25 protein-coding genes and 1 tRNA gene are annotated in these 26,081 nt (G+C 55.3%); 12 read left to right on the forward strand and 14 right to left on the reverse strand.

All coding sequences use genetic code 11. From position 1 onward, the window contains the following. Nucleotides 1-10: 10 nt before the first annotated feature. Together argS and RMR16_RS07185 are read right to left on the reverse strand one after the other, a co-directional pair. Nucleotides 11-1,768, reverse strand: a complete 1,758-nt coding sequence (gene argS / locus RMR16_RS07180; protein WP_320201551.1) for an arginine--tRNA ligase — start codon at nt 1,766-1,768, stop codon at nt 11-13. A gap of 71 nt (nt 1,769-1,839) precedes the next feature. After that, entirely contained in the window at nt 1,840-3,057 is a 1,218-nt protein-coding gene (locus RMR16_RS07185; protein ID WP_320201552.1) for a deoxyguanosinetriphosphate triphosphohydrolase, read from the reverse strand. A gap of 192 nt (nt 3,058-3,249) precedes the next feature. Between RMR16_RS07185 and erpA the strand changes: the two genes are divergently transcribed. Next, nucleotides 3,250-3,579 carry an iron-sulfur cluster insertion protein ErpA gene (gene erpA / locus RMR16_RS07190; RefSeq protein ID WP_320201553.1) on the forward strand — a complete coding sequence of 110 codons (330 nt, stop codon included), beginning with the start codon at nt 3,250-3,252 and terminating at the stop codon, nt 3,577-3,579. A 95-nt stretch (nt 3,580-3,674) separates the two neighbouring features. Next, nucleotides 3,675-4,472 carry an exodeoxyribonuclease III gene (gene xth, locus RMR16_RS07195; RefSeq protein WP_320201554.1) on the forward strand — a complete coding sequence of 266 codons (798 nt, stop codon included), beginning with the start codon at nt 3,675-3,677 and terminating at the stop codon, nt 4,470-4,472. Between the two features lie 177 nt (nt 4,473-4,649). Here the strand turns inward: xth and exoR are convergent, their stop codons facing one another. From exoR to RMR16_RS07225, 6 genes are all read right to left on the reverse strand, one after another. Then, nucleotides 4,650-5,444: an exopolysaccharide production regulator ExoR gene (gene exoR / locus RMR16_RS07200; RefSeq protein ID WP_320201555.1), complete on the reverse strand. Its 795-nt coding sequence runs from the start codon at nt 5,442-5,444 to the stop codon at nt 4,650-4,652. An 84-nt stretch (nt 5,445-5,528) separates the two neighbouring features. Beyond that, the gene (locus tag RMR16_RS07205; RefSeq protein ID WP_320201556.1) at nt 5,529-5,786 is read right to left on the reverse strand and encodes a hypothetical protein; all 258 of its coding nucleotides are present in this window, start codon (nt 5,784-5,786) and stop codon (nt 5,529-5,531) included. A 179-nt stretch (nt 5,787-5,965) separates the two neighbouring features. Continuing rightward, on the reverse strand, nt 5,966-7,168 hold the full coding sequence (locus RMR16_RS07210; RefSeq protein WP_432354554.1) for an OmpP1/FadL family transporter: 1,203 nt from the start codon (nt 7,166-7,168) through the stop codon (nt 5,966-5,968). A 431-nt stretch (nt 7,169-7,599) separates the two neighbouring features. Further along, nucleotides 7,600-10,443: a valine--tRNA ligase gene (locus tag RMR16_RS07215; RefSeq protein WP_320201732.1), complete on the reverse strand. Its 2,844-nt coding sequence runs from the start codon at nt 10,441-10,443 to the stop codon at nt 7,600-7,602. A gap of 255 nt (nt 10,444-10,698) precedes the next feature. Then, nucleotides 10,699-11,598, reverse strand: a complete 900-nt coding sequence (locus RMR16_RS07220; protein ID WP_320201731.1) for a PopZ family protein — start codon at nt 11,596-11,598, stop codon at nt 10,699-10,701. A 219-nt stretch (nt 11,599-11,817) separates the two neighbouring features. Continuing rightward, entirely contained in the window at nt 11,818-12,489 is a 672-nt protein-coding gene (locus tag RMR16_RS07225; protein WP_320201730.1) for a protein-L-isoaspartate O-methyltransferase family protein, read from the reverse strand. A gap of 248 nt (nt 12,490-12,737) precedes the next feature. Between RMR16_RS07225 and RMR16_RS07230 the strand changes: the two genes are divergently transcribed. The 7 genes from RMR16_RS07230 (at nt 12,738) to RMR16_RS07260 (ending at nt 16,341) form a co-directional block, all read left to right on the forward strand. Next, nucleotides 12,738-12,890, forward strand: a complete 153-nt coding sequence (locus RMR16_RS07230; RefSeq protein WP_320201729.1) for a DUF3309 family protein — start codon at nt 12,738-12,740, stop codon at nt 12,888-12,890. A 145-nt stretch (nt 12,891-13,035) separates the two neighbouring features. Then, nucleotides 13,036-13,109, forward strand: a tRNA-Cys gene (locus RMR16_RS07235). Between the two features lie 225 nt (nt 13,110-13,334). Continuing rightward, nucleotides 13,335-13,631, forward strand: a complete 297-nt coding sequence (locus RMR16_RS07240) for a hypothetical protein (RefSeq protein WP_320201728.1) — start codon at nt 13,335-13,337, stop codon at nt 13,629-13,631. A 125-nt stretch (nt 13,632-13,756) separates the two neighbouring features. Continuing rightward, on the forward strand, nt 13,757-14,002 hold the full coding sequence (locus RMR16_RS07245; RefSeq protein ID WP_320201727.1) for a DUF982 domain-containing protein: 246 nt from the start codon (nt 13,757-13,759) through the stop codon (nt 14,000-14,002). Between the two features lie 50 nt (nt 14,003-14,052). Then, nucleotides 14,053-14,247 carry a hypothetical protein gene (locus RMR16_RS07250; RefSeq protein WP_320201726.1) on the forward strand — a complete coding sequence of 65 codons (195 nt, stop codon included), beginning with the start codon at nt 14,053-14,055 and terminating at the stop codon, nt 14,245-14,247. 328 nt (nt 14,248-14,575) lie between these two features. Then, nucleotides 14,576-15,349 (forward strand): competence/damage-inducible protein A, encoded by a 774-nt coding sequence (locus tag RMR16_RS07255; protein ID WP_320201725.1) that lies wholly within the window; start codon nt 14,576-14,578, stop codon nt 15,347-15,349. A 146-nt stretch (nt 15,350-15,495) separates the two neighbouring features. Beyond that, nucleotides 15,496-16,341: a universal stress protein gene (locus tag RMR16_RS07260; RefSeq protein WP_320201724.1), complete on the forward strand. Its 846-nt coding sequence runs from the start codon at nt 15,496-15,498 to the stop codon at nt 16,339-16,341. 286 nt (nt 16,342-16,627) lie between these two features. On the opposite strand, the gene RMR16_RS07265 is transcribed toward RMR16_RS07260, so the two are convergent. From RMR16_RS07265 to RMR16_RS07280, 4 genes are all read right to left on the reverse strand, one after another. Further along, nucleotides 16,628-17,401, reverse strand: a complete 774-nt coding sequence (locus tag RMR16_RS07265) for an amino acid ABC transporter ATP-binding protein (RefSeq protein WP_320201723.1) — start codon at nt 17,399-17,401, stop codon at nt 16,628-16,630. Nucleotides 17,402-17,412: 11 nt separating this feature from the next. Beyond that, nucleotides 17,413-18,570, reverse strand: a complete 1,158-nt coding sequence (locus RMR16_RS07270; RefSeq protein WP_320201722.1) for an amino acid ABC transporter permease — start codon at nt 18,568-18,570, stop codon at nt 17,413-17,415. 1 nt (nt 18,571) lies between these two features. Next, nucleotides 18,572-19,768 (reverse strand): amino acid ABC transporter permease, encoded by a 1,197-nt coding sequence (locus tag RMR16_RS07275; RefSeq protein ID WP_320201721.1) that lies wholly within the window; start codon nt 19,766-19,768, stop codon nt 18,572-18,574. Between the two features lie 157 nt (nt 19,769-19,925). Next, nucleotides 19,926-20,948 (reverse strand): amino acid ABC transporter substrate-binding protein, encoded by a 1,023-nt coding sequence (locus RMR16_RS07280; protein ID WP_320201720.1) that lies wholly within the window; start codon nt 20,946-20,948, stop codon nt 19,926-19,928. Nucleotides 20,949-21,289: 341 nt separating this feature from the next. Between RMR16_RS07280 and RMR16_RS07285 the strand changes: the two genes are divergently transcribed. After that, a complete protein-coding gene (locus RMR16_RS07285) occupies nt 21,290-22,480 on the forward strand; it encodes a cystathionine beta-lyase (protein ID WP_320201719.1) in 1,191 nt (396 codons plus the stop codon). Nucleotides 22,481-22,579: 99 nt separating this feature from the next. On the opposite strand, the gene RMR16_RS07290 is transcribed toward RMR16_RS07285, so the two are convergent. Beyond that, nucleotides 22,580-23,749: an FAD-dependent monooxygenase gene (locus RMR16_RS07290; RefSeq protein ID WP_320201718.1), complete on the reverse strand. Its 1,170-nt coding sequence runs from the start codon at nt 23,747-23,749 to the stop codon at nt 22,580-22,582. A gap of 127 nt (nt 23,750-23,876) precedes the next feature. Continuing rightward, the gene (locus RMR16_RS07295) at nt 23,877-24,122 is read right to left on the reverse strand and encodes a zinc-finger domain-containing protein (RefSeq protein ID WP_320201717.1); all 246 of its coding nucleotides are present in this window, start codon (nt 24,120-24,122) and stop codon (nt 23,877-23,879) included. 154 nt (nt 24,123-24,276) lie between these two features. Here RMR16_RS07295 and RMR16_RS07300 point away from each other — a divergent pair, with 154 nt between their 5' ends. Together RMR16_RS07300 and cysE are read left to right on the forward strand one after the other, a co-directional pair. Next, the gene (locus RMR16_RS07300; RefSeq protein WP_320201716.1) at nt 24,277-25,059 is read left to right on the forward strand and encodes an alpha/beta fold hydrolase; all 783 of its coding nucleotides are present in this window, start codon (nt 24,277-24,279) and stop codon (nt 25,057-25,059) included. A 144-nt stretch (nt 25,060-25,203) separates the two neighbouring features. Further along, entirely contained in the window at nt 25,204-26,028 is an 825-nt protein-coding gene (gene cysE / locus RMR16_RS07305; RefSeq protein WP_320201715.1) for a serine O-acetyltransferase, read from the forward strand. Nucleotides 26,029-26,081 lie beyond the last annotated feature (53 nt).

Raw genomic sequence — 26,081 nt, forward strand, 5'->3', positions numbered from 1 at the left:
TGGTGATATGTTATCGCATCTCGTCAGGTGCGTCCGCTCCCAAAAGCGTCAAACCGGACTTCAATACATTTGCGACAGCATTCACCAGCCCAAGTCTGGCAACGGTCAATTGTCGGTTTTTATCGTTAACAAAACGTAATTCAGATTGATCTTTACCCTTATTCCAGTGTCCATGGAAGGAACTGGCCAAATCATACAGGTAAAATGCAAGGCGATGCGGCTCGTGATTGGCGGCTGCGGATTCGATCAGACGCGGGTATTCAGCCAGCTTGGCAATCAACTGCAACTCATTGACATCGCTAATCAAATTGACAGAGGATGCGAAGTCTTCATCGGTGACAGCAAGGTCTGAAAACGCCTCTTTTGCCTGCCGGAAGACAGACTTGCAGCGGGCATGTGCATACTGCACATAAAATACCGGATTATCCTTCGATTGCTCCGTGACCTTGGCAAAATCGAAGTCCAACGGCTCGGAATTCTTCCGATAGAGCATCATGAAGCGCACCGGGTCACGGCCAACTTCATCCACAACGTCCCGCAATGTGACAAAATCGCCAGAGCGTTTCGACATCTTCACCGGTTCGCCATCGCGGAACAGCTTGACCAGCTGGCAGAGTAAAACCGTGAGTTTAGAATTGCCTTCGGAAACTGCACGCGCAACCGCTTCCAGGCGCTTCACATAGCCGCCATGGTCGGCACCGAGAACGTAGATCATCTCGCTGAAGCCGCGGTCGAACTTATCCTTGAAGTAGGCAACGTCAGCCGCGAAATAGGTGTAGGAGCCATCAGACTTCATCAAGGCGCGGTCCATATCGTCACCGACCTCGGTGGAGCGGAACAGCGTCTGTTCGCGGTCTTCCCAGTCATCGGGCAATTCGCCCTTCGGTGGCGGCAGCGTGCCCTTGTAGACGTGGCCCTTGAAGGTCAGGTCGTTGATGGCAGACAAAATTGGCTCGGCATTGCCGTCATGCAACGTGCGCTCGGAGAAGAAGACGTCATGCTTGACGTTAAGAGCCGCCAGATCTTCGCGGATCATCACCATCATCGCAGCGATGGACTTGTCCTTGACGATAGGCAGCCACTGCTCTTCCGGCATGGTGCGCAGCTTGATGCCGAATTCATCTGCCAGCGCCTGGCCGACAGGCACCAGATAATCGCCGGGATAGAAGCCGGGCGGAATAGCGCCAACCTCTTCGCCCAATGCCTCGCGGTAACGCAGGAAAACCGACCGTGCCAGCACGTCGATCTGCGAACCGGCATCGTTGATGTAATATTCCTTCGTCACCTCATATCCGGCAAACGACAGAACATTCGCCAGCGTGTCGCCCACCACCGCACCACGGCAATGGCCGACATGCATCGGCCCCGTGGGGTTAGCGGAGACATACTCGACGTTGATTTTCTTGCCATCGCCCAAAGTCGAGCGACCGTAATTCGTGCCCTGGCTGATCATGTTGGCCAGCAGGCGCTGCCAGTAAGCCACCGAAACGCGGATATTGATGAAGCCGGGACCGGCAACATTCACGCTGTCCACATCCTCGTCCTGCTCCAGCGCCGGAACGATGAGTTCCGCAAGAGCGCGTGGATTGGTGCCAAGCGGCTTTGCCAGCACCATGGCAGCATTGGTCGCGACATCGCCATGGCTGGCATCGCGTGGCGCTTCCACGGTGATTCGGCCGAAATCCACCGCATCGCGATTGGCTTTGACGAGATCAATCGTCTCAAGCGCGTTTTTGATTCTGGTGTCGAAATCGGCAAAAAGGTTCATAATCATATACCTGCGCGAAAGGCTTTGTTTTTAAGTCCGGGCAATCCGGGTATCGGTTTCGCGGTCGCTGCCTATCGCAAATCCGGTGTATGGTCAAACAGACGCTGATGCGCCTTCAGTGCATAACTGTCCGTCATACCGGCCAGATAATCCCCCACATGGCGGGCCTTTGCGGCTTCGCTCATGCCGGAAATGCTGTCCACCCAGTGGTGGCTTTGCATTTCCGCAGGCGCCTCCATATAGCGGTGGAAAAGATCGGTCACGATCTGCGTCGCCCCTGCCCGAATACGCATGATCTCCGCATGGCGGTAGATATGGCCAAACAACAGCTTCTTGATCTGCTTATCAGTCTGCGCCATGTCAGGCGAAAACGTCGCAACGGTGTGATCGGCCAAGCGGATATCCGCTGCAGATTTCGGTTTCAGTTGGCCAAGATTCTGCTGCGCAACGCCAATCACATCCTCCACCATGCGGGTAATCTGGCGGCGCATGATTTCGTGAGCGAAACGGTCGTCTTCAAGCTTGGGATATTTCACCCGCACTTCGGCCATCAACCCGCTGAGAAAAGGCACTTCTTCCAGCATATCGAAGGTCAGATAACCGGCGCGCAAACCATCGTCGATGTCATGCGTATTATAGGCAATATCATCGGCAATCGCCGCAACCTGCGCTTCAAGGCTGGCAAAGGTGTCGATTTCCAGATCCTGCAACTGGCAATATTCGAGGATCGGCAAAGGCACCGGTCCGTGCGTTCCCTGCCCGCTTTTATCCATCAGCGGCCCGTTGTGCTTCACCAGACCTTCCAGCGTTTCCCATGTCAGGTTGATGCCGTCATATTCGGCGTAGCGGCGCTCCAGCTTGGTGACGATCCGCAGCGACTGCGCGTTGTGGTCAAAGCCGCCATAGGGCTTCAACATCTCGTCCAGCGCGTCCTCACCCGTATGGCCAAACGGGGTGTGGCCAAAGTCGTGAACCAGCGCCACGCCTTCTGCCAAATCCTCATCCAGCTTCAGCGCACGCGCCAGGGCACGGGCAATCTGCGCCACCTCCACCGTATGCGTCAGCCGGGTGCGATAATGGTCGCCATCCGGGCTGATGAACACCTGGGTCTTGTGCTTCAACCGGCGGAAGGCCGTGGTGTGGACAATGCGGTCACGGTCGCGCTGAAAATCGGACCGGGTCAGGCTGGATGGCTCTGGAAACAACCGTCCGCGTGTCGTCCATGGATCGGTGGCATAGACCGCCCTCTCTCCGCTTCCGAAACCCAATGCGCGCTGATCGATTATCATTCCATATCCTGCTAAGCTTTATCGTGTGGTCTGCCCATTGACCTTTTCATCTACCCTTCATACCTATCCCGAAGGTTGCCGCAAAGTGTCATCGCGGTGCAACAAGGCTATAGACCGTGAATTTGACTGGTTTATAATGGACTTTACACAAAACATCGCTCTCCGGTTCTTGACCCCGGTTGGAGAAAACAAATGACGACAGACATTACGCTTTCAGAATCCGCCGCAAAACGAATCGCCCAGATCGTTTCCGCCGAGGACGGCAAGGAGGCGCTTCGCGTTTCCGTGGAAGGTGGCGGTTGCTCCGGCTTTTCCTACAAGTTCGATTTCGACGGCGTCGCCAGCGACGATGATCTCGTGATTTCCCGTGGCGATGCCAAGGTACTGATCGACAGCATGTCGGTGGTTTATATGGCAGGATCGGAAATCGACTTTGTCGACAATCTGCTCGGGCAGTCCTTCCAGATCAAAAATCCGAACGCAGTGGCAAGCTGCGGCTGCGGCACCAGCTTTTCAATCTAGGCACACCTTTCATTCCGCCTGTTGAAACAGCGAAAACGGGTGGCATTCGTGTGCGCATCGTTTAAAACGAATTCCATCAAAAAATGGAATGTCCGATGAAGATTGCCACCTGGAACATCAACGGCGTCAAAGCCCGCATCGAAAACCTTTGCCAATGGCTGAAGGATTCGAGCCCGGATATCGCCTGCCTTCAGGAAATCAAATCCGTCGACGAAGGTTTTCCCCGTCTGGAAATCGAGGCGCTCGGTTATCACGTCGAAACTCACGGCCAAAAAGGCTTCAACGGCGTTGCCCTTCTCTCGAAATCAAAACCCGATGAGGTCAATCGCGGCCTGCCGGGCGATGACGCAGACGAGCAAGCCCGCTTCATCGAAGGCGTCTTCTCGGTAAACGGCGGCGTCATCCGCGTCTGCTCGCTGTACCTGCCCAACGGCAACCCGCCGGATGATCCGGTCAAATACCCCTATAAGCTGGCATGGATGGAGCGCTTGCGCCGTTTCGCGGAAGATCGACTTCTTCTGGAGGAGCCGCTCATTCTGGCGGGCGACTACAACGTCATTCCAGAACCGTTCGATTGCCACGACCCGAAAGTCTGGGAAGGCGATGCACTTTTTCTGCCGCAAACCCGCGCAGCCTTCCGCAAGCTGGAACATCTCGGCCTGACCGAAGCAACCCGCATGACATCAGATGCGGCGGGACTTTATACGTTCTGGGATTATCAGGCCGGCGCATGGCCGAAAAACAACGGCATCCGCATCGACCACCTCCTGCTGTCCTCAGAGGCCGCTGACAGGCTGCAATCGGTGTCGATAGAGAAACACGTCCGCGCATGGGAAAAACCGTCTGACCACGTTCCGGTCTGCGGTTATTTCGATTTCCAGCCGGTGTCTTGAGAATCAGGGCAATAACAAATCACTGAGTATCTTTATTCCGTCATACCGGACTTGATCCGGTATCCAGCAGCGCCGCGTCTGCGGTGCAAGGACTCTTTTGCGATCAAGGACTTGATCGCACTGGACCCCGGATCAAGTCCGGGGTGACGGAGTGTGAGAGAGACTGCCCCTAATCAATCAATCCACATCGCCAGCGGCGATATTCTGGGCAAGCGAGATCGCAACGCGGCGGTCATCTTCTGCTGCCACAGAGAAAGCCTGTTCCTGCAAGGACTGTATCCACTTGCAGTTGGACGCCGCGCATTTGTCCAATGCGGCCGTCATGAACGCCAGCCCGCGAACGGTCTGGCCTTCCTGAAACAGAAGATTTCCGAAAATCGACATGGCACCGGCATGGCCGTGCTTGCGGGCCTGGTTCAGCCACTTCTTGGCCTGCTGCGCATCTGCGCGACCGCCCTCACCCGCCAAGATCATCTGTGCGAGTTCAAACTGCGCTTCCGCAACCCCGAAGGTGGATGCAACCTGAAAATACAACTGGCGGGCCTGCGAGAGATCGGTCTTCACAGGGCTGCCGGGAATGCCGTGACGATAGTAGTCGGCAAGCGACAAAAGAGCGTTGACGAAGAAGCCTGTGTCTTCGGAGCCCGGCTCCACGCCCTGGCTGGCAATTTCGCTATAAATCTTGAAAGCTTCAAAGTCGTTTTTGGTCACCCCATCGCCAAAGGCATACATATTGGCAAGTGCCCAGCGAGAGCCGGTGTGACCCTTTTCGGCAGCGTAACGATAGGCCTCGACAGCATCGTCCTTCTTGCCGTTCTTGTACGACTTGAAGCCGAACTTGAACAGGTCGAAGGGACCGGATTCCTTGGTCACGCCCGAATTGATATCGAAAGCCGCCGCGGGCAATGCAAGCGACGCCAGCAGAAGCCCAAAATACAGCGGTTTCAAAACGTTGATGTCACATTTCAGCATTTCAACGAACTTCTCTCACTCTTCCCGGCGTATAGCGAATACTTACGCAATACTGCAAAGCCTATTCACGCCGGGCCGCGATTTTCAAACACACTGCGTCTTTCCAGCCGCACTTCTCATCGTGCTGCCAGTGATCATTTGCGGCGGTAAATCAGTATTTGCATGACAACAGATATAAGAACCGTTTCCGGCAATATAACGGCGTTTGACCGCCTTGCGGATTCTGCCAAGCAAGACCAGGATTTCGATACCCGCTTCTACTTGCTTAGACCCTGAATCCACACCTGTTTTCACTTTGACCACTTCCGCAGAACCACTTTCGAAGCCTGCATATTCTTCCATGTCCCGCGTCTCTGTAGACCAACAAGCAACTTGTTTGTGGCGGGAAATGGACAAATATGCCCGCATTCTTACGCAACGCGAAGGTTGCAGAAATATGTTGCCAAATCGTCACAATATTGCAGATGGGCAACAAAAAACCCGGCCTCGAAAGGCCGGGTTGGAATTCACTTCAATCAGGGTTAAAACTTTACTTTTAAAGACGTAGAAACCGCTGCGACAATATCGTTACCGAAATCATAAGAAACGCCATTGCCTAAAGTAACGCCATTCATGGTCGTCGGACGTGAACTACCGCTCGTCAACAAGCCAATGGCACCTGCCAAGCGCAACTCGATGTTTTCTGTCACTGCGTGCTGTACGCCAGCACCCAATGTCCAGGTGTCTGTCTGCGTACCAAAGCCCTGAGAGGTTCCACGATCCCAAGTCACAGTCACTGCACCACTCCATTGATCATTGAACTTGTGACCAACACCACCGGACACAGTCCAGCCATCGCGGTAACCTAAATCAAGAGATGTTGCCTGAGTGAGAGGTGTACAAGACGATACACTTGTCGAGCAAAACGGAATTGTGGAAAATTGACTCCAATCCGTCCACTTGACCGATCCGAGAGCCAACCAACCAGGAGCGATACCGGTCTGGAACTTGAACTCTAAAGAGTCCGGCATATCCTGCGAGCCATGGACTGGGATAACCACACCATTCACTTGCGAGAGGTTCAGAGTTCCAGTGATATCGTCCAGTTTGACAGCGCTGTTATAAACCAGACTCGCTCTTAAGGCATATTCTGGAATCTCGTATGCCGCACCAGCACGCCATCCCCAGCCATCGCCCTTCAAGTCAAGACGGCCGACACCATTGCCGCCGGGAATTCCCGCGCCGGCTGGTATGACTTGACGTTCCTTGAAGCCCGACAGTTCCTGATAGAAGCCGCCCCCGATAAAGCGCAACTTGCCCGGACCAACATCGAACTTGTAAGAGCAGGTGAGAGCATAGTTATCGCTCTCCACCTTGGTCTCAATGTTTTCACCGCGCCCTGCCCAAGTGTTGCCTGGCTTAGTGTGAGCTCCCCAAGGCTGTGAGTAATCAGCCATACAATCAACGGCATCGCCGAAGCCCGCTTTAATCCCTATTCTGGGAACCCAATAATTTTCGCTGTCGTCCGCAGTAGAGGAACCTGGAAATGCACCAGTCGCATTCTTCAACTTCCGCTGAGGCGCAACAAACGTCGCTGCCGATTCAGCTGCGAATCTGGAGTTATCGAACAAAAGATCGATATTATACCCACCACGCTCCAGACCGCCCGCAAAAGCCGGTGCGACGGACGTGATACTGACAGCAAGGCACAGGGCGCCGCTGACTACAAATTTCTGTTTTGCCATCTCTCTCCCCAATCAAGGCAACATCGTGCCGCGAAGGTGCAATGCTTTGAAATAAAAGACAATCTGCCGCAGGCGCAGAGAAGTTTTTTGCAATGCATCAAATATTTACGTGAAAGTTCGATAAACGTGGTTCGAGCGCGACAAGCGGGATAATTATTCTAATGAATACGGATTAATCCCTCCGGCAGTAGAATGATATATCAATCCTCGTGCAAACTGTAACCGAGTGACAACATCCACAATTTTCGCACACAAAAGCCGCGGTTGCGCCAATTTCCCTCAATTCAAAGGCGATCAGGTTTTTTCACGCCGAGAATCTTTTATGACGATTCTGTATATTTCATCCTTCGCCTAAACGGGTGCGATCAATGAAAAAAAGCGCCCCTCAAACGAGGAGCGCCTTTGTGAAAAGCAGTTTTTGGGGGCCGTGATCAGCCAGCCTCGTTGACCCGGTGCAAAGCGGTTTTAAGGCTCTTGATTTGCACTTCAAGTTCGGCCTTGCGCTCGCGGTCGGCGGCAACGACGTCTGGATCCGCGTTCGAAACGAATTTTTCGTTCGAAAGCTTCTTGTCGATCCGTTCCATCTCCGCATCCGCCTTGCCGATAGCCTTTTCAAGACGTGCCTTTTCAGCAGCGACATCGATCAGCTTGCCAAGCGGAATGCACACGGTTGCTTCACCCAAAACGAGCTGGGCCGAACCCTTCGGTGCAGCGTCGGCCGCCAAAATCTCATCCGCACGCGCAAGACGACGGATCGCCGCCGAGTGACGGTCGAGACGCGATTCCGTCACTGGATTTGCCCCAACAATCACGAGCGGTGCTGTCGCACCCGGCGGCACGTTCATTTCTGAACGGGTGGACCGAATGCCGGAGACGAGGTCTACCAGCCAGTTGATTTCAGCAGCGGCTGCATCATCCCGGAACTGCGGCACCGGCCAATCCGTGTGGCACAGCAGATCGTCGCGGCTTTCGCCCTCGCCTGCCGTCAGTTCCCACAGCTCTTCCGTCATGAATGGCATGAACGGATGCAGCAGCTTGTAGATTTCCTCCAGAACGTAAGCGACACAAGCCTGCGCCTCTGTCTTGGCAACGTCGTCGTCACCGCTGAAGACCGGCTTCAACAGTTCCAGATACCAATCGCAAACCTGGTTCCAGACGAAGCGATACAGCGAGCTTGCCGCATCGTTGAAACGGTAATTCTCAATCGCGGTGGTCACGTCCTTTGTCGCGTTGGCAAGTTCCGTCAAAATCCAGCGGTTGATCGTCAGCGTCGCCGTTTCCGGAATGAAATGCGGATCACGCTTCACGCCGTTCATTTCGGCAAAACGCGTCGCATTCCACAGCTTGGTGCCGAAGTTGCGATAACCGGCGATGCGTGCCGGATCGAGCTTCACGTCACGCCCCTGCGCCGCCATGATGGCCAGCGTAAAGCGCAAGGCATCCGCGCCATATTCATCGATCAAATCCAGCGGATCGATGACGTTGCCCTTGGACTTCGACATCTTCTGGCCGTTCTTGTCGCGAACCAGCGCATGGATATAAATCGTGTGGAATGGCTCCACCGGATGTCCCGCATCGTCCTTCATAAAATGAAGGCCCATCTGCATCATGCGAACGACCCAGAATGGAATGATGTCGAAGCCTGTCACCAGAACATTCGTTGGGTAATAACGCGCAAGCTCGGGCGTCTTTTCCGGCCAGCCAAGCGTGGAGAATGGCCACAGCGCAGAAGAGAACCAGGTATCGAGAACGTCCTCGTCACGGGTCAGAATTTCGTCCGGCTTGAAGTTTTCAAGCTTCTCTTCAACCCACGCCTTCCACGGACCTTCGTGAGAAATATAATGCTGAATGGCAGCATTGAGCGCTTCTTCTTCAGTCTTCTCAACGAAAACCTGTCCGTCCGGGCCATACCATGCCGGAATCTGGTGACCCCACCACAGCTGTCGTGAAATGCACCACGGCTGGATGTTTTCCATCCATTGGAAGTAGGTGTTTTCCCAGTTCTTCGGCACGAAATTCGTGCGACCTTCGCGTACCGAAGCAATTGCGGGCTTCGCGAGGGTCTTGTTATCCACCCACCACTGTTCGGTCATGCGGGGTTCGATCGGCACGCCGCCACGGTCGCCATGTGGCACCATGTGCTTGTGCGGCTCTATCTTGTCGAGAAGCCCTGCTTCTTCGAAGATTTCGACGATGATCTTGCGGGCGGTGAAACGGTCCTGCCCTTCCAGACGGTCCCATGCGCCATGCAGCGCTGCCGGATGGTCAAGACCTTCGAGGAAGTCCTCGTTGTCCTTGATCGTAACCGTGGCATCGACGTTCAAAATGTTGATGGCGCGCAGACCCGCACGCTTGCCGACTTCAAAGTCGTTAAAGTCATGCGCTGGCGTGATTTTTACGGCGCCCGTTCCGGCAGTCGGATCGGCGTAGCTATCGGCAACAATCGGAATCCTGCGACCAACAATCGGCAGAATGACATGCTTGCCGACAATGCCCTTGTAGCGCTCATCATCCGGGTTCACCGCAATGCCGGTATCGCCCAGCATGGTTTCCGGACGCGTCGTTGCAACCACGATGTAATCGCGTGTTTCGAATTCGGTGGCCTTGCCATCCTCATCGAAGGCAACCGGATATTGATAGGTCACGCCCTTTTCGAGCGGATAGCGGAAGTGCCAAAGGTTGCCCTTCACCTCCAACTGCTCCACTTCCATATCGGAAATGGCCGTCAGCAGCTTGGGGTCCCAGTTGACGAGACGCATATCCTTGTAGATCAGACCCTGCTTGTAGAGCGTGACGAAGACTTCAAGAACCGCTTCGGAAAGCCCCTCATCCATGGTGAAGCGTTCACGAGACCAATCGCAGGACGCGCCAAGGCGCTTCAACTGGTTGAAGATCAGCCCGCCGGACTCTTCTTTCCACTCCCAGATTTTTTCGACAAACGCTTCGCGGCCCATCTCGCGACGGCCCGGCAGCTGCTGTTCCATCAGCTTGCGCTCGACAACCATCTGCGTGGCAATGCCCGCATGGTCCATGCCCGGCTGCCACAACACGTCCTTGCCGCGCATACGCTCAAAACGCACCATCACGTCCTGAAGCGTGTTGTTCAGCGCGTGTCCCATGTGCAGGGAGCCGGTAACGTTTGGCGGTGGAATTACGATTGTAAACGTTTCCGCGCCAGGCTTGGCGTTCGCGCCAGCGCGAAACGCATTGGCGTCATCCCAAGCCTTGGCGATTTTCGGTTCAACGGATGCGGAATCGTAGGTCTTTTCGAGCATTTTATGACCTGAATTTTAGAGTTCTGAAGCATGTCTCACAAAACAAGCAGCGGTTTTGCGATAACGACATGCGGCAACCAAAAGAATCTACAACGCATAGCTCAAATCAAAGATCGCGACGCGCTGTATGTTGGATTTTTTAATTAAGGATGGGCGGTTGAGAGTCAACAGCAACAGGATAATTCAACGGCAAAGGTTAGCAAACAAAAAAAGCCGCCCCAACATTCGGAGCGGCTTTTCGTTGATTTTGTGCTGTTAACGACGCGAACCGCGTGCCACTCGTTCGATTTCTTCGCGAACCAGTCGCTCAACCAGTGTTGGAAGGTTGTCTTCCAGCCAGTCCTGCAACATCGGGCGCAACATATCCTGTGCCATCTGCTCGACCGATGGGCGTTCCACACCATCGAACATTTCGGAAAGCTCACCGAAGGAACGCGCAATCTGCGCACCCGCCGCAGCGGAAATCAGGTTGAGCGACAAAGCGCTTTCTTCAGGCTGTCTTTCCGGCGCTGGCGCCGGGGCAACTGGCTGCTCGGCCACGATTTCCGGCTGTGCGGTCGCGGGCACTTCAGGCTCCACAGCACCGCGAAGCGCCAGATTGTCCCACGCAGGCAATGGCTGCGGCTCAACCGGGCGCGCCAAAATCTGCGTAAAATCGGGTTGCGGGCGAACAGGCGCAGGCGGTGCCGCATTCAGCAACGGGCGTATATCGGCTGGCCGCTGCGGAGCGACAGGACGCTCCTGCTGAAACGGCGCTTGCGAAACGACAGGCTGCTCCACAGGGCGCTGGACCCCGTAACCCTGTGGACCAAGAGATGCATTGCGATCGGCTGCGGCGCGCACGCGGGCGGCAACATCGGCAAGAGACATGGTCTTTTCCGCCGCAGTGGAATCCGTCCGCTCAGGAAGGGCTGGAAAATCAGACTGCTGGCGCGCACCATAACCCTGGTTTGCGGCAGGAGGCACATGCGCCGGTGGGCTGGCCAGTTCTGCGGCAAAGGATGCGCCGGTGTTTTCGTCATCCTCATCATAAACAGGAGGCAATTGCGCCGAGAACGAATCGGAGGTCACAGGCTCGTTGCTCTCGATGATCCGGCGGATCGATGCGAGAATTTCTTCCATGGATGGTTCGCGCGCGACACTTTGCTGAGCCATTTTTGTCCCCGGTTTCCACATTCAAGATGGAGCGGAGCAAAACTCACGGCTCCGAATCACAGTCAGTGTAGGGCACCCATGGGTAGAAATGAATCCGTGCATTTGCAGTAAGTTGCTTGTTGCACAGCTTTATTTCAGATTTCTCTGAAAACCAAAATAAAATGCCGGACCCGCGAAAGCCGGCCCGGCATTTTTTGAGCATTCAAATCCGTAAGGGGATCAGAAGACGAATTCGCTGGCTTTCGCAAAACCCGGAACAGGCTTTACCGACGCATTGAAGAACGGTGTGGACGACGTGCCCTTGCCATCGCGGCGATACACCGTTGCCTTGGCCGAATTGCCGTAACCGACAACCGCAACAAGGCGTCCGCCATCGCTCAGCTGATCCAGCACGACGGCTGGAACGTCTTCAACCGAACCGTTGATGAAAATCAGGTCATAAGGCGCTTCGCCCGCATAGCCCTTTTGCAGATCGCCGCTGACGGTTGCCACATTGCTGTAACCGAGCGCCGACAGCGTTTCCGTGGCGCTTGCAGCCAGCTCTTCATCCGATTCAACAGACACGACAGATGCCGCCAGTTCGGAAAGAATGGCCGACACATAACCGCTGCCGCCACCGATTTCGAGGACGACGTCTTCTTTGGTGATGGCTGCCAGCTGAATAAGCTTGGCCAGCGGCGAAGCCTTCATGATGTAACGGGCTGGGCGCCCGTCCTTTGCCGGACAGATCTGCAAATCCTCGTCCGCATAGGCAATCTGCTTTACACCGGCTGGCACAAATGCCTCACGTGGCACCGCCCAAAATGCATTCAGCACCGAGTGCGATGTCACATCAGTCGTGCGCAACTGGCTATCCACCATCTTGGCGCGTGCGGTATCGAAATCCATCATGTCGTTTTCGCCTCAACTACAGCTCGAAAGCAGCCCGAATTTCGACCGCCATTTGGCTAACGTCTTAATTGCCTGCGCCTCTGCTTTCAAGCACAAGCGCACAGTAGAACATGAAAAACGTCGGCTGTGGCTTTTACTATCGGTCAGAAATGATGGTGCGAAGCAAAAACGCGCTCAATGCGGGAACTTTTTATCCGCCTAATCATTGATAACAGACTGGAAACGCTCAACAACCTTCGGAGGCCAGCATGCTCGGCACAATCCTCATCATCCTGCTCGTTCTGTTCCTGATCGGCGCTCTACCAAGCTGGGGATACCACAATTACGGTTACGGCCTCTCGGGCGGCCTTGGTCTTGTCCTCGTCATCGTGCTGGTTCTGGTCCTTCTCGGTCGCATTTGACGCCACCTTAAAAAGCCGCATCGTCCACCATCCGTGGACGTGCGGCTTTTTCGCAAAACTTCTTGGTTTTTTTCAAACCTAGCCTATTGCGCGGAAAATGGATTCGTTCTAAATCCCCGCCATCGCTTGAGCAATCAAGCAGTGAGGCCTCGTGGCGGAGTGGTGACGCAGAGGACTGCAAATCCTCGTACCCCGGTTCAATTCCGGGCGAGGCCTCCAAAATTACAAACCCACTCCATAATCATTTGAAATATCAGTCTTATTTTTTAGGTGTGGCTATTTGGACTTGCACCGTTCCGCCACACCAAAATCAGGTGTGGCAGCGCGTTCCTATTTAATGCCGTATCTCTATCATCTGGCGGAACATCGAGCACGGTCATCAGTTTACCGCGATACGGTCATTCCATCGCGGAATGCAACCAGCACAGTTCTAGGGAGAGCGCCATGAAACTCAGTGTAGCCTTACTCAGCGCAGGGTTGGCGCTCTCGTTGGCCGGATGTACAACGTCGGTCATATCGATATCGCCGTCTAATATCGAACCTATCCCCGGCAGCATCACATATAACGGCCAGCCGCGCACAAAGCTGACGAAGTCGCCCATTGGCAGCACCTTCACCCACAACTTTCGCCGTTTTGATGACAGGGTGATCGAGACCTATCAGATTCAGCCGGATCGCTCGTTGAAAATCATCGATCGTCATATCGTACGGGACTGGTCGTTTTTCGGTCGTGACGACTGAGCACAAAACGGACGTCATCTGCGGTGAAAGCGGCGACCAAATATCTTCGCGCCGCAGATTGCCATTGAACTGCACGCTTTAACCTTCTAAACGCCGGTTCAGTAATTGAAATTGCGGGGCAAGACATGCAGACGCCTTGGACAAAGCCGGTTCTCGTCGCCTTGGAGGAACCGGGCGTGTATGTGAGCATCGAATCGACGCAGGCGGCGTCCTGGGCGCTGATTGAAGACTGGCCGTTGGAAGATGGCGAAAAGCTCGATCACGCGCTTTTGGTGTTTGCAGCCGTTGGCGCTGGCAAGAAAAAGCCGGAAGATGCCCGCAAGGCTTTTGTGGATGCGGCCGTCGAGGCCGGGCTCGATATCAAGTCATAATGACGCAGGCGGTTTTCCGGTCTTAAAATCGGGCCGCGCTAAAGATAAGTATGGCGCACATCAAAATCGCCGAGGCTTTTATACGCAATGAAGAAATTCGTTTTCGCTCTTATTCTGGCGTGTCTGGCGCTCAGCATCGTCGGTCACTGGATTTTCGCGCTGCTGGTGACTTGAGTTCAACTGGCCCTGCCCTGCAAAACCTGAAAATTATTAAGATTCATCTGTTTGTCACGGAACTTCGATAGGTTTTCCACGTTTCTTATCCACGGAAATATGGAGGGTAAAGAAATGCGTGACGGCCTCAACAGTTTGCTTGAAGTTTCTCTACTTGGTTTTGTTATCGTTACTTGCCTGATGATGGTAAACCCAATCGTCTGAGCATTAAGATGATTGCACATAACACATATCACTGCGACATTGAGCAGAACTATAAATGCGGTCTCGAGCCGCATTTTGCTCGTGGACGGCCCTGTCACGACGATCACCCAACACACTGATTTTTCATCAGCTCGCTTATTGCTTTCGGCGCGCAGGGCGTTAACGTCATGAAAAATAGCCTGCGAGTAACCCTGAATGTCCACACCCTCTTCCCCATCATCCGTTGTGTCTGCCGCCATGCTTGCCATTGGTGACGAACTTTTATCAGGGCGCACGAAGGACAAGAACATTGGCCACCTCGCCGATGTTTTGACGATGTCCGGCATCGATCTCAAGGAGGTGCGGATCGTCCCAGACGAAGAGCCTGCCATCATCGAGGCGCTGAACGCGCTGCGCCAGCGTTATGACTATGTCTTCACCTCCGGCGGCATTGGCCCAACTCACGACGATATTACGGCGGATGCGGTCTCCGCAGCGTTCGACCTGCCCTGTGAACATGATGCAGAAGCGCTGCGCCTGCTGGGCGATATGTACCGCGTCCGGGAAATGGACTTTACCGATGCGCGCAAACGCATGGCGCGTATGCCGCGTGGGGCAAAGCACATCACCAACCCGGTTTCGGTCGCTCCCGGCTTCATCGTGGAAAACGTGTATGTCATGGCCGGTGTGCCGCAGGTTTTTCAGGCCATGCTGGACAATGTGATTCCCACCCTGCGCACCGGCGCGAAAATCATGTCGCAAGCCCTTCACTCGCCCTATGGCGAGGGCGATATCGGCACGCCGTTGACCGGCGTACAGAAAGCCCATCCAGGCACGAGCATCGGCTCTTACCCCAAACATGATGGACAGCGTTTTTCCACCGAGATTGTGGTGCGTGCGCGTGATGCGGCAGCGCTCAACGCTGCCGCGCAGGATGTTGCCGCCATGCTCGAAGCGATCGCTCAGGAAAAAGCTGCCCGAACCGCGTGAACGCGGGAGGCAGTTCATACGTTAAACACATGCAACAGCTGATCGTTTGATCGGCATCAACATGCCGGTGTCGGTTTTACGGTACTTCTGTTCTAACGATGGGGCATCCTGACCTCGGATGCTTCAGTATCATGAGGAGTTCGACCATGGCCTACAAGACAATACTTGCAGTGATGGATACCGCCGATAACGCCCGCAAGCTGGGAGATTTCACGGTTGCCTTGGCAAACGAATTCTCCTCGCATGTCATTGGCCTCCACATGGAAACCTTCGCCGCCGTTCCCCTCGTTGCGCCAATGGAAATGCCTGATCCCGCCACCATTCAGGCCGTGCAGGAAGTCGCCCATCAGGAAACCACGGATGTCGGCCGCATTTTCGATCAGAAAATGTCGGTCGAAGGCGTCTCGCATGAATGGCGCAGTTTCGTGTCGTCGGTGGGTTACGCATCAAGCTCCGCCGTGCAAAGTGCCCGCTGCACGGACATCGTCATTGCACGCCAGGCCAACTCCTCGGTGCTGTCCGATAGCCGTTCCGATCTGGACAATTTCCTCTATGAAAGCGGTCGTCCCGTCCTGCTCGTGCCCGCAACATTGACACAGCCGAAGCCCATCAAGCGGGTGCTGATCGCGTGGAACGGCTCCCGCGAGGCCACCCGTGCAGCATTTGATGCACTGCCGTTTCTCATCGCCGCCGAAAGCGTGGAGATTTTCTCCGTGGGCAGCGAAGACAGCGAAACACAATCCCGCGCCCTCGCCGGCGCCGAACTCGCCTCGACCCTCGCCCGCCATGGCGTGAACGTCACCGTGTCTTCTCAGGAAAAAACCCACGGCGTCTCGGCCCAGAAGGCCATCGAAAAACAACTCTCAGACCACAGCATCGATTTGCTGGTCATGGGTGCCTATGGCCACTCCCGCTGGTGGGAAATGATGTTCGGCGGCGTGACGCGAACGCTGCTCGATTCGATGACCGCGCTGACGTTGCTGTCGCGATAGCCGACGAATAAACAGTCAACCCTGCCGACGTTGCCGAAACCTATCCTCCGTCATCCTCGGGCTTGTCCCGAGGATCCAATGAACCACGACGTCTAACCTAGTAGATCCTCGGGACAGGCCCGAGGATGACGTCGCGTGTGTGGAAAGCTCGTTACCGATCAGGCGCAGTTGACGAAGCACGCCCTTAAAACCTCCAAAAAAGAAAACCCGCCAACAATGTCAGCGGGTTTTCTCAATCTGTCAGAAACGCGTCTCAACCGCGCCTATCTCTGCGTCCCGTCAACGACTAGTGAAGGATCTGGCTCAGGAACAGTTTCGTGCGCTCATGCTGCGGATTGTCGAAGAATTCGGCAGGCGAATTCTGTTCGACGATCTGGCCCTGGTCCATGAAGATCACGCGGTTGGCGACCTGGCGGGCGAAGCCCATTTCGTGGGTCACGCACAGCATGGTCATGCCGTCTTCGGCCAGACCAACCATGGTATCCAGAACTTCCTTCACCATTTCCGGGTCAAGCGCCGATGTTGGTTCATCGAACAGCATGATCTTCGGTTTCATGCAGAGCGAACGGGCAATTGCCACGCGCTGCTGCTGACCGCCGGAAAGCTGGCCCGGATATTTGTGGGCCTGCTCGGGAATCTTGACGCGCTTCAAATAGTGCATCGCGATTTCCTCTGCTTCCTTCTTGGGTGTCTTGCGAACCCAGATGGGTGCCAGCGTGCAGTTTTCCAGAATGGTCAGATGCGGGAAGAGGTTGAAGTGCTGGAACACCATGCCCACTTCGCGACGCACTTCATCGATCTTCTTCAGGTCGTTGGTCAGTTCGATGCCATCGACCTGAATGCTGCCGGACTGATGCTCTTCCAGACGGTTGATGCAACGGATCATCGTGGACTTGCCGGAACCGGATGGACCGGCGATGACGATGCGCTCGCCCTTCATGACCTTGAGGTTGATGTCACGCAGCACGTGGAAATCGCCGTACCACTTGTTCATGCCGGTGATTTCAATCGCAACATCGGTCGCTGAAACGGCCAGTTTTTTTGCTTGGGTTTCTGCCATGATTTTTTCCCTTATTTTTTATGTCCGGTGTCGAGATGCCGTTCCATAAACAGCGAGTAACGCGACATGCCGAAGCAGAAGATCCAGAATACGAAACCGGCGAAGATATAACCGGTTACAGGGGTCACGGGTGTTGCCCAGTTCGCATCCGACTGGTTGAGGTTGACGATACCGAGAAGATCGAACATTCCGATGATCGACACAAGCGATGTATCTTTGAAGAGACCGATAAAGGTGTTCACAATGCCCGGAATAACCAGCTTGAGGGCCTGCGGCAAAACGATCAGCCGCGTTTTCTGCCAGTAGTTCAGGCCCAGCGAATCCGCACCTTCATATTGTCCCTTCGGAATGGCCTGCAAACCACCGCGAATAACCTCCGCCATATAGGCAGATGCAAACAGCGAGACGCCGACGAGCGCACGCAGGAACTTGTCGAAGGTCCAGCCATCCGGCAGGAACAGTGGCAACATGATGCTGGCAAAGAACAGAACCGTGATCAACGGAATACCGCGGATGACTTCGATGAAGGTCACGCACAGGGTCTTGATGACCGGCATGTTGGACCGGCGGCCAAGCGCCAGCAGAATGCCGAAGGGCAATGAGACCGTAATCCCGAAAAACGACAGGATCAGCGTCACCATCAGGCCGCCCCACAGCTGCGTCTCGACCTGTGGCAAGCCGAAATAACCGCCAACCAGCAGGAAGAAAGACACAAAAGGCAGGACGATGAACAGAAGAAGGGCGTTCAGCGCCTTGTTGGGTGCCTTGGGGATGAGCATCGGGATCAGCAGAACGATGAAGCTTGCCAGAACCAGCAGAGGCCGCCAGCGCTGATCTTCCGGGTAACGCCCGAACATGAACTGCTCGAACTTTGCGTTGACGAAAGCCCAGCACGCGCCGGATTGTCCGTCTGGCAAGGCACCGCCCTGCGCAACCGTCAAACAGGCGGTACGGTCGGTACCCGTCCATGCCGCGTGGATGAACAACCACTCGATCATCGGCGGAATGATGTAGACCAGCAGTGCGATCGCCAGCACCGTCAGGATGATGTCCTTGGGCGTTGCAAACAGTTTTGTTCGCAGCCAGTGGGTGACGCCGACCTGGCTGGACGGAGCCGCCTCCGCGTCGATCATGCTTCCACGAACGTAGTTAAGAGTATCTGTTGTCATATTATCTCTCCACCAGCGCCATTTTCGCGTTGAACCAGTTCATGATCAGCGCAGTCGTGAGCGACAATGAAAGGTAGACTGTGAGCCAGATCGCCACGATTTCCACGGCCTGTCCGGTCTGGTTGAGGATGGTGCCCCCCACAGAAACGAGGTCCGAGAAGCCGACGGCAACAGCCAGCGACGAGTTCTTGGTGAGGTTGAGATACTGGCTTGTCAGCGGCGGAATGATGATACGCATCGCCTGTGGAACGACGATCAAACGTGTCGTCGTGTTGCCACGAAGACCAAGCGCTTCAGCTGCTTCGGTCTGCCCCTTTGGCACGGCCTTGATACCACCGCGAACGATTTCGGCAATGAAGGACGCCGTGTAGAAGGACAGGGCCAGATAAAGCGACAGGAATTCCGGCGCAATCACCGAACCGCCACTCAGATTGAAGCGTCCGGCAACCGGAAAATCAAAGGTCAGCGGTGCGCCGATGACGAGAAACGTCAGGAGCGGCAGGCCGAGAATGATGGCGGTGCCAACGAGGCCGGTGCGAAACGGCTGGCCGGTCTTCATCTGCCGGGCTTTTGCCCAACGATAAACGAAGAACGTGATGACGATGCCCGCCAGAAACGCCAGAGGAATCAACCATGCGCCCTCGCCCCAAAGAGCCTTGGGGTAGAAGAAACCACGGTTGTTCAAAACGGTGCCGAGCGGCAGTTGCAGCGAGTCACGCGCTTGCGGCAGAATGGTGATGACACCCTTGTACCAGAAGAAAATGACCAGCAATGGCGGCAGGTTGCGGAAGATTTCCACATAGGTCTGCGCCAGCTTGGAGATCAGCCAGTTGCTCGACAGTCGTGCGATACCGACGATGAAACCGATGATCGAGGCGGTGATGATGCCAAGAATGGCCACCTGCAACGTGTTCAAAAGACCGACGATCAACGCGCGACCAAAGGTGTTGTCGTTGTTGTAGTCGATCAGTGACTGACCGATATCGAAGCCCGCTCTGCCATTCAAAAAGCCGAAACCGGACGAGATATTGGACCGCTGGAGATTGTGGATTGTGTTGGATGCTATCATCCAGACAAACAGCACCAAAAGGGCGACTGTTAAGACTTGATAGAAAATGGACCGCATTTGCGGATCGTTGATGATGGACGTCGCGCTTTTTGCGCTTGCCTGTTCCGATTGAAGCGCTTTGCCTGCCATCGGCACCTTTCCCTCTGTGTGCTCTTTGCGAGCTTCTTTTAACTTTTTGAATTATTGCATCGTGTGTTTCGAAAATCCGTTTCGATTTTCAGGCCTAAGCTGCAAGGAGGCAGAGCCATGGCCCCGCCTCCCGCATAAAGCTTGGCGTACCCGACGATTAGCGGATTGGCGGAGCGTACTGAAGGCCGCCCTTGCTCCACAATGCGTTCAGGCCGCGCTCGATTTTCAGCGGCGAGCTTGGTCCAACGTTACGATCAAAAACTTCGCCGTAATTGCCGACGTTCTTGATGATGTTGTAGGCCCAATCATTGCCAACACCCAGATCGGTGCCGATCTTCGTGCCTTCTTCGGTGCCGAGAAGACGCTTGATGTCAGGGTTGGCAGCAGACTTCTGCTCGTCAACGTTCTTGGATGTGATGCCGAGTTCTTCAGCATTGATCATCGCGTAGTGAACCCAGCTGACAATGTCGAACCACTGGTCGTCGCCCTGGCGAACGGCAGGTCCAAGCGGCTCCTTGGAGATGACTTCAGGCAGAACGATGTTGTCGTCCGGTGCCTTCATCTTCAAACGGATGGCATAGAGGCCGGACTGGTCGGTGGTGTAAACGTCGCAACGGCCGCTGTCGTAAGCAGATGTTGCGTCAGCTTCTTTTTCGAACACAACCGGGTTGTACTGAAGGTTGTTGCTCTTGAAATAGTCGGCGAGGTTCAGTTCTGTCGTCGTGCCCTGCTGAACGCAAACGGCAGCGCCCGAAAGCTCGAGAGCCGACTTCACGTTGAGGCTTTTCTTCACGACGAAGCCCTGACCATCATAGTAGTTGACGGTGCGGAAGTTGAAGCCGAGCGAGCTGTCGCGGCTGATGGTCCATGTGGTGTTACGTGTCAGAACGTCAACTTCACCAGACTGAAGCGCAGGGAAGCGGTCCTTGGAAGACAGGGCAACATATTTTGCCTTGGTTGCATCGCCAAATACGGCGGACGCGATAGCGCGGCAATAATCAACGTCGATACCCGACCACGCACCCTTGTCGTCAGGGTTCGAGAAGCCTGGAATACCAGAGCTTACGCCGCATGTTACGAAACCCTTGGATTTTACGTCTGCAAGCGTGGCGGCAGATGCAGCCGATGCAGCTCCGAGAATTGCTGCGCCAATAGCGGCTGACAGAAGTGCCTTTTTCATGTTTTCCCAACCTTTGTTTATTATTCGTAATCAGAAGAGCGCCGCACATCTTGTCGCATACGAACACCTCCCCGCTTCACCTCCCGGTGCGCACGTCTATCACAATCGCAATTGGCGTCATGGTCAAGTCTCACCCTAAACAATTGTGTCTAAAAAACGGATTTTTCCAGAAAACGACCTTTTAATGGGCATGTGGCTAATAAATACGCTAATTTAGGTTAAAAACTGCCCATGCTGTCAGGCAGGTAGACGGCATTTTTTCGTATTGACGCAACGAAGTGTTGACCGGAGCTGATTTTCGCGGCCATTTTCAGCCATCAAACAGTGAGAGATTTTTGAGCATGAGCAATAAAGACGGGATCTTCAGCGACGCTGGCATCAACACGCAGCTGACCCATCTCGGAAACGATCCCGCCGGTAATCATGGTTTCGTCAACCCGCCGATCATGCGTGGTTCGACCGTCCTTTTCCCGGACGCGGAAACCCTTGTGACGGAAAAACAAAAATACACCTACGGCACCCATGGCACGCCCACCACGGATGCCTTGTGCGAGGTGGTCAACCAGCTGGAAGGCTCCGCTGGCACCATCCTGCTTCCCTCCGGTCTTGCCGCCGTCACGGTTCCGTTTCTGGCCTATCTCTCGGCAGGCGACCACGCGCTGATCGTCGATTCGGTCTATTTTCCAAGCCGGCGTTTCTGCAACACCATGCTCAAACAATATGGCATCGAGGTCGAATATTACGACCCCGCCATCGGTGCTGGCATAGAGGCCTTGATTCGCCCCAACACGCGCCTCATTCACCTTGAAGCCCCCGGCTCCAACACCTTCGAAATGCAGGATGTGAGGCTGATTTCTTCCATTGCCCACACATATGACTGCGTTGTTACCATGGACAACACATGGGCCACGCCACTCTATTTCAAGCCGCTGGAACACGGTGTGGATGTGTCGATTCACGCCGCCACCAAGTACCCGGCCGGCCATTCGGACGTGCTGATGGGCTTTGTATCCGCCAATGAAAAACACTGGAAAAAGCTGAACGACGCCAACCGCGATCTGGGTCTCTGCGTCACCTCTGACGATGCCTACCAGGTTCTGCGCGGCCTGCGCACCATGGGCGTGCGGCTGGAACATCACCGCAAAAGCGCACTCGAGATCGCGCAGTGGCTGGAAAGCCGCGATGATGTCGCGCAGGTTCTGCACCCCGCTCTGCCTAGCTTTCCAAGCCACGACATCTGGAAGCGCGATTTCAAAGGCTCCACCGGCGTTTTCTCATTCGTGCTGAAAGCCGAGCCGAACACCTTCAAGCAAAAATCCCACGCCTTCCTCGACGCCCTTTCGATCTTCGGCCTCGGCTTTTCATGGGGCGGTTACGAATCGCTGGCCGTGCTGGTGTCGCTGCGCGATCGCGTCGTGGCAAAAGGCCCAACCGAAGGCCCCATCATCCGCCTGCAAATCGGCCTGGAAGACGTGGCCGATCTCAAACGCGATCTTGAAGCGGGATTTGCGGCGGCGGCAGCGGTGGCCTGATCGCCCCCACCACCTTCGTCACCCTCGGGCTTGTCCCGAGGGTCTGCTACGTTTCAACTTTGTAGACGGGATTGGTTCGGGACTAGCCCAAGGATGCGCCTAAAGCCCCTCGGCCCGATACCCATACAGCCAATCAAAATCCGCCAGAAATGCCTCCGGCGGTCGCATACCCAGAACGAAATCTCTCCCCAGCCGCAATGGTCCGCGCGCGTGATAGGCGAACTTATTCAAGGCGGCGCGCTTGCGGGCTTTTTCGATGCGTGGAACACGGTGGCCTTCGAACGCGGATAGTGCTTCTGCCAAAGGCTGATCGGCGCTCACGAAGGCGGCAAGCTCAAAGGCATCTTCGATTGCCATCGCCGCACCTTGCGCCGCAAAGGGCATCATGGCGTGGGCGGCATCGCCAATCAAAACCGTGTCTTTGCCATTGTGCCACCGGCCCTCACAGGCCTGAAACAGCGGCCAGAATGTGGGCTTTACGACAGTTTCCAACACCGGCAAAAACGCCGGATTCCAGCCCCGAAACTGGTCGATGAGCAGCGCGTGCTGCTTGCCCTGCGCTTCCGCTTTCCACGTATCGCCGGGGTTCGCCCCAACCGCGATGGCAACAATGTTGAAGTCGCCTGTCTCTGCCAATGGGTAAACCACAAGATGCGCAGATGGCCCGAGAAACGCCGTGACGGACTGGCGGTTTAGAAAGGCCGGAGCATCCTTTTGCGCAACGGTGAAACGCCACGCGATATTGCCGGAAAACGTCGCCGCCGGACTGCCCGGTACGGCAAAACGCGCACTCGACCAAACGCCATCGGCACCGACGATCAGGTCATGTTCGCGAAAGGTCACAGCCGTTACCGCCTGCTTGCTGGCGCTCTCCAGCCTTTTACCAAGATGCAGATGGCAAAGCGGATTGTGCTTCACAGCCGCCAGAAGCGCCTGTTGCAGCGTGGCGCGGTGCAAAACGCCATAAGGCGCGCGCCAGCGCTGTCTGGCCACGTCCCGCATCGGCAGCGATACCAGCCGTTTCAGCGAAAGGCCGGAGGCAAGGTCCACAGTAACAGGTTCCAGCCACTTGGCTTCGATCTGCGGCAACACATCAAGGGCGGCCAGAATGCGCGCCGCATTGGGTGAGACTTGCAGGCCCGCCCCCACCTCTTCCAGCACTGACGCCTGCTCGATAATATCGCAGCGCACGCCATGCCTGGCAAAAGAAAGAGCAGCGGTCAGACCGGCAATACCGGCACCGATAATCCCGACGGATGTTACGGGCATGGAAAGCCCCAGTCGATTAAAGCGTGTCGCGCAAAAGTGTGTAGCGGTTTTGCGATAACGACACGCGCCAAAACAAAGATTTGAAGCGTGTTGCGTGAACCCTTTTTCACGAAACACGCTTCAAGGGTTACGCTGCCTTGACGTGGAAAACGCAGCCGGGAGGGTTGGTCTGTGTGGCCTTCAGCGACGGGGTATAGCGAAACAGCGTCGAGCAGTAGGAACAGACCTTCTCATTATCTTCGCCCATATCGATGAAGATATGCGGATGATCATAAGGATCGGATGCGCCCGTGCACATGAATTCCTTGACGCCGATTTCGATCACGGCGTGTCCGCCATCGTTCTGGAAGTGGGGAATGGTATGTCCGGCCATATTCGTCTCCAAATGCAACTTCTTGAGATGAGCCAAAGCTCATAGTTTTGCGGATATGTAGCGTCAATTGCTTTTGACCTCCACAGAAAACATCGCGGAATATGTTCAAGCCTTCGATTTCCTGACATATGGTGCGGCAAAAAGGATGTCTTTGATGAATCTCAATGTCCCGCAATTTTCTCACTTCACCCGTGATGGCCTGCAACTGGCCTATTTTGATGAGGGTGATCCTTCCGGCTTTCCGGTTCTTTTGATTCACGGCTTTGCCTCCAGCGCCTCCGTCAACTGGGTCCATCCCGGCTGGGTAAAAACGCTGGGAGACGCCGGATACCGCGTCATCGCCATCGATAATCGCGGCCACGGCGCAAGCGATAAACCGCATGATGCGGACGCCTATTATCCCGCAACCATGGCAGAAGACGCCGTTGGCCTTCTCAACCACCTCGGCATCGCGGAAGCGCATGTCATGGGTTACTCCATGGGTGCGCGCATTTCCGCCTTCGTTGCCATGGCCCATCCGGAGCGCGTTCGCTCCCTCGTGTTCGGTGGCCTCGGCATCGGCATGGTGGATGGCGTGGGCGATTGGGACCCGATTGCAGACGCTCTTCGCGCACCGTCGCTGGATGTCGTCACCCACGAACGTGGCCGCATGTTCCGCGCCTTTGCCGACCAGACCAAGAGCGACCGCATCGCGCTTGCCGCCTGTATCGAAACCTCGCGTGTTCTTGTCACCCGTGAAGACGCCGCAAAAATCGACGCGCCGACCCTCATCGCCATCGGCACCAAGGACGATATCGCCGGGTCGGGACAAGAGCTTGCTGACCTGATGCCACATGCCAAAGCCATCGACATTCCGGGCCGTGACCACATGCTGGCCGTGGGCGACCGGGTGTTCAAAGCAGCCGCTCTGGAATTTTATCGGGAAATAGACGCTTAAACCGACCTTGGGTGAAATCATTTTCCAAAAAGCTTTCAGAAAAACTGATGCTTTCGCGTCTTTACTCGCGTTGGGAAATCACCATTTCTAGACAACTGTTTTTTCTGTATAACATAACGACGACCGACATAAGGGAGACCATTCATGGTCGCACGCACCGAGGCACGCCATCAGGATCACCTAACCGTGGTTGATCCCATCTGGGGCAGTCTGCTGAATGAAGCGCGCGCAGCGGCATCTCAAGACCCGCTGCTGTCCGCCTTTTTCTATTCCACGATTTTGAACCATCATTCGCTGGAAGAGTGCGTCATCTACCGTATCTGCGAGCTTCTGGATTACCCGGATTTGCAGGCCGTTCTGCTGCGCCAGACATTTGCGGAAATGCTGGAAGACTGGCCGGAATGGGGCAGCATCCTGCGCGTCGATATTCAGGCCGTTTACGACCGTGACCCCGCCTGCACGCGCTTCATGGAGCCGGTCCTGTATTTCAAGGGCTTCCAGGCCATTCAGACTCACCGTTTGGCACATTGGCTTTGGAATCAGGGGCGTCGCGATTTTGCACTTTACCTGCAAAGCCGTGCGTCCAGCATTTTCCAGACGGATATCAACCCGGCAGCACGTATCGGCAAGGGTCTGTTCCTTGACCACGCCACCGGCCTCGTGGTCGGCGAAACCGCTGTCATTGGCGATAACGTCTCCATCCTGCACGGCGTCACCCTTGGCGGCACCGGCAAGGAAGGCGCAGACCGCCACCCGAAAATCCGCAGCGGTGTGCTGATCGGTGCCGGCGCCAAAATCCTTGGCAATATCGAAATCGGCAGTTGCTCACGTATTGCCGCTGGCTCGGTTGTTCTCAAACCCGTTCCGCCCAAAGCCACCGTCGCTGGCGTGCCAGCCCGTGTGGTTGGGGAAGCCGGGTGTAACGAACCCTCGCGCATCATGGACCAGATAATCGGCGCTGATATCTGAGACTTTGCAATGCATAGACGTCCGTGTGGATCACGCGGACGTTTTGCCTCTTT

The sequence above is a fragment of the Agrobacterium sp. rho-13.3 genome (genome assembly GCF_033957765.2).
In the GTDB taxonomy this organism is placed as follows: Bacteria; Pseudomonadota; Alphaproteobacteria; order Rhizobiales; family Rhizobiaceae; genus Agrobacterium.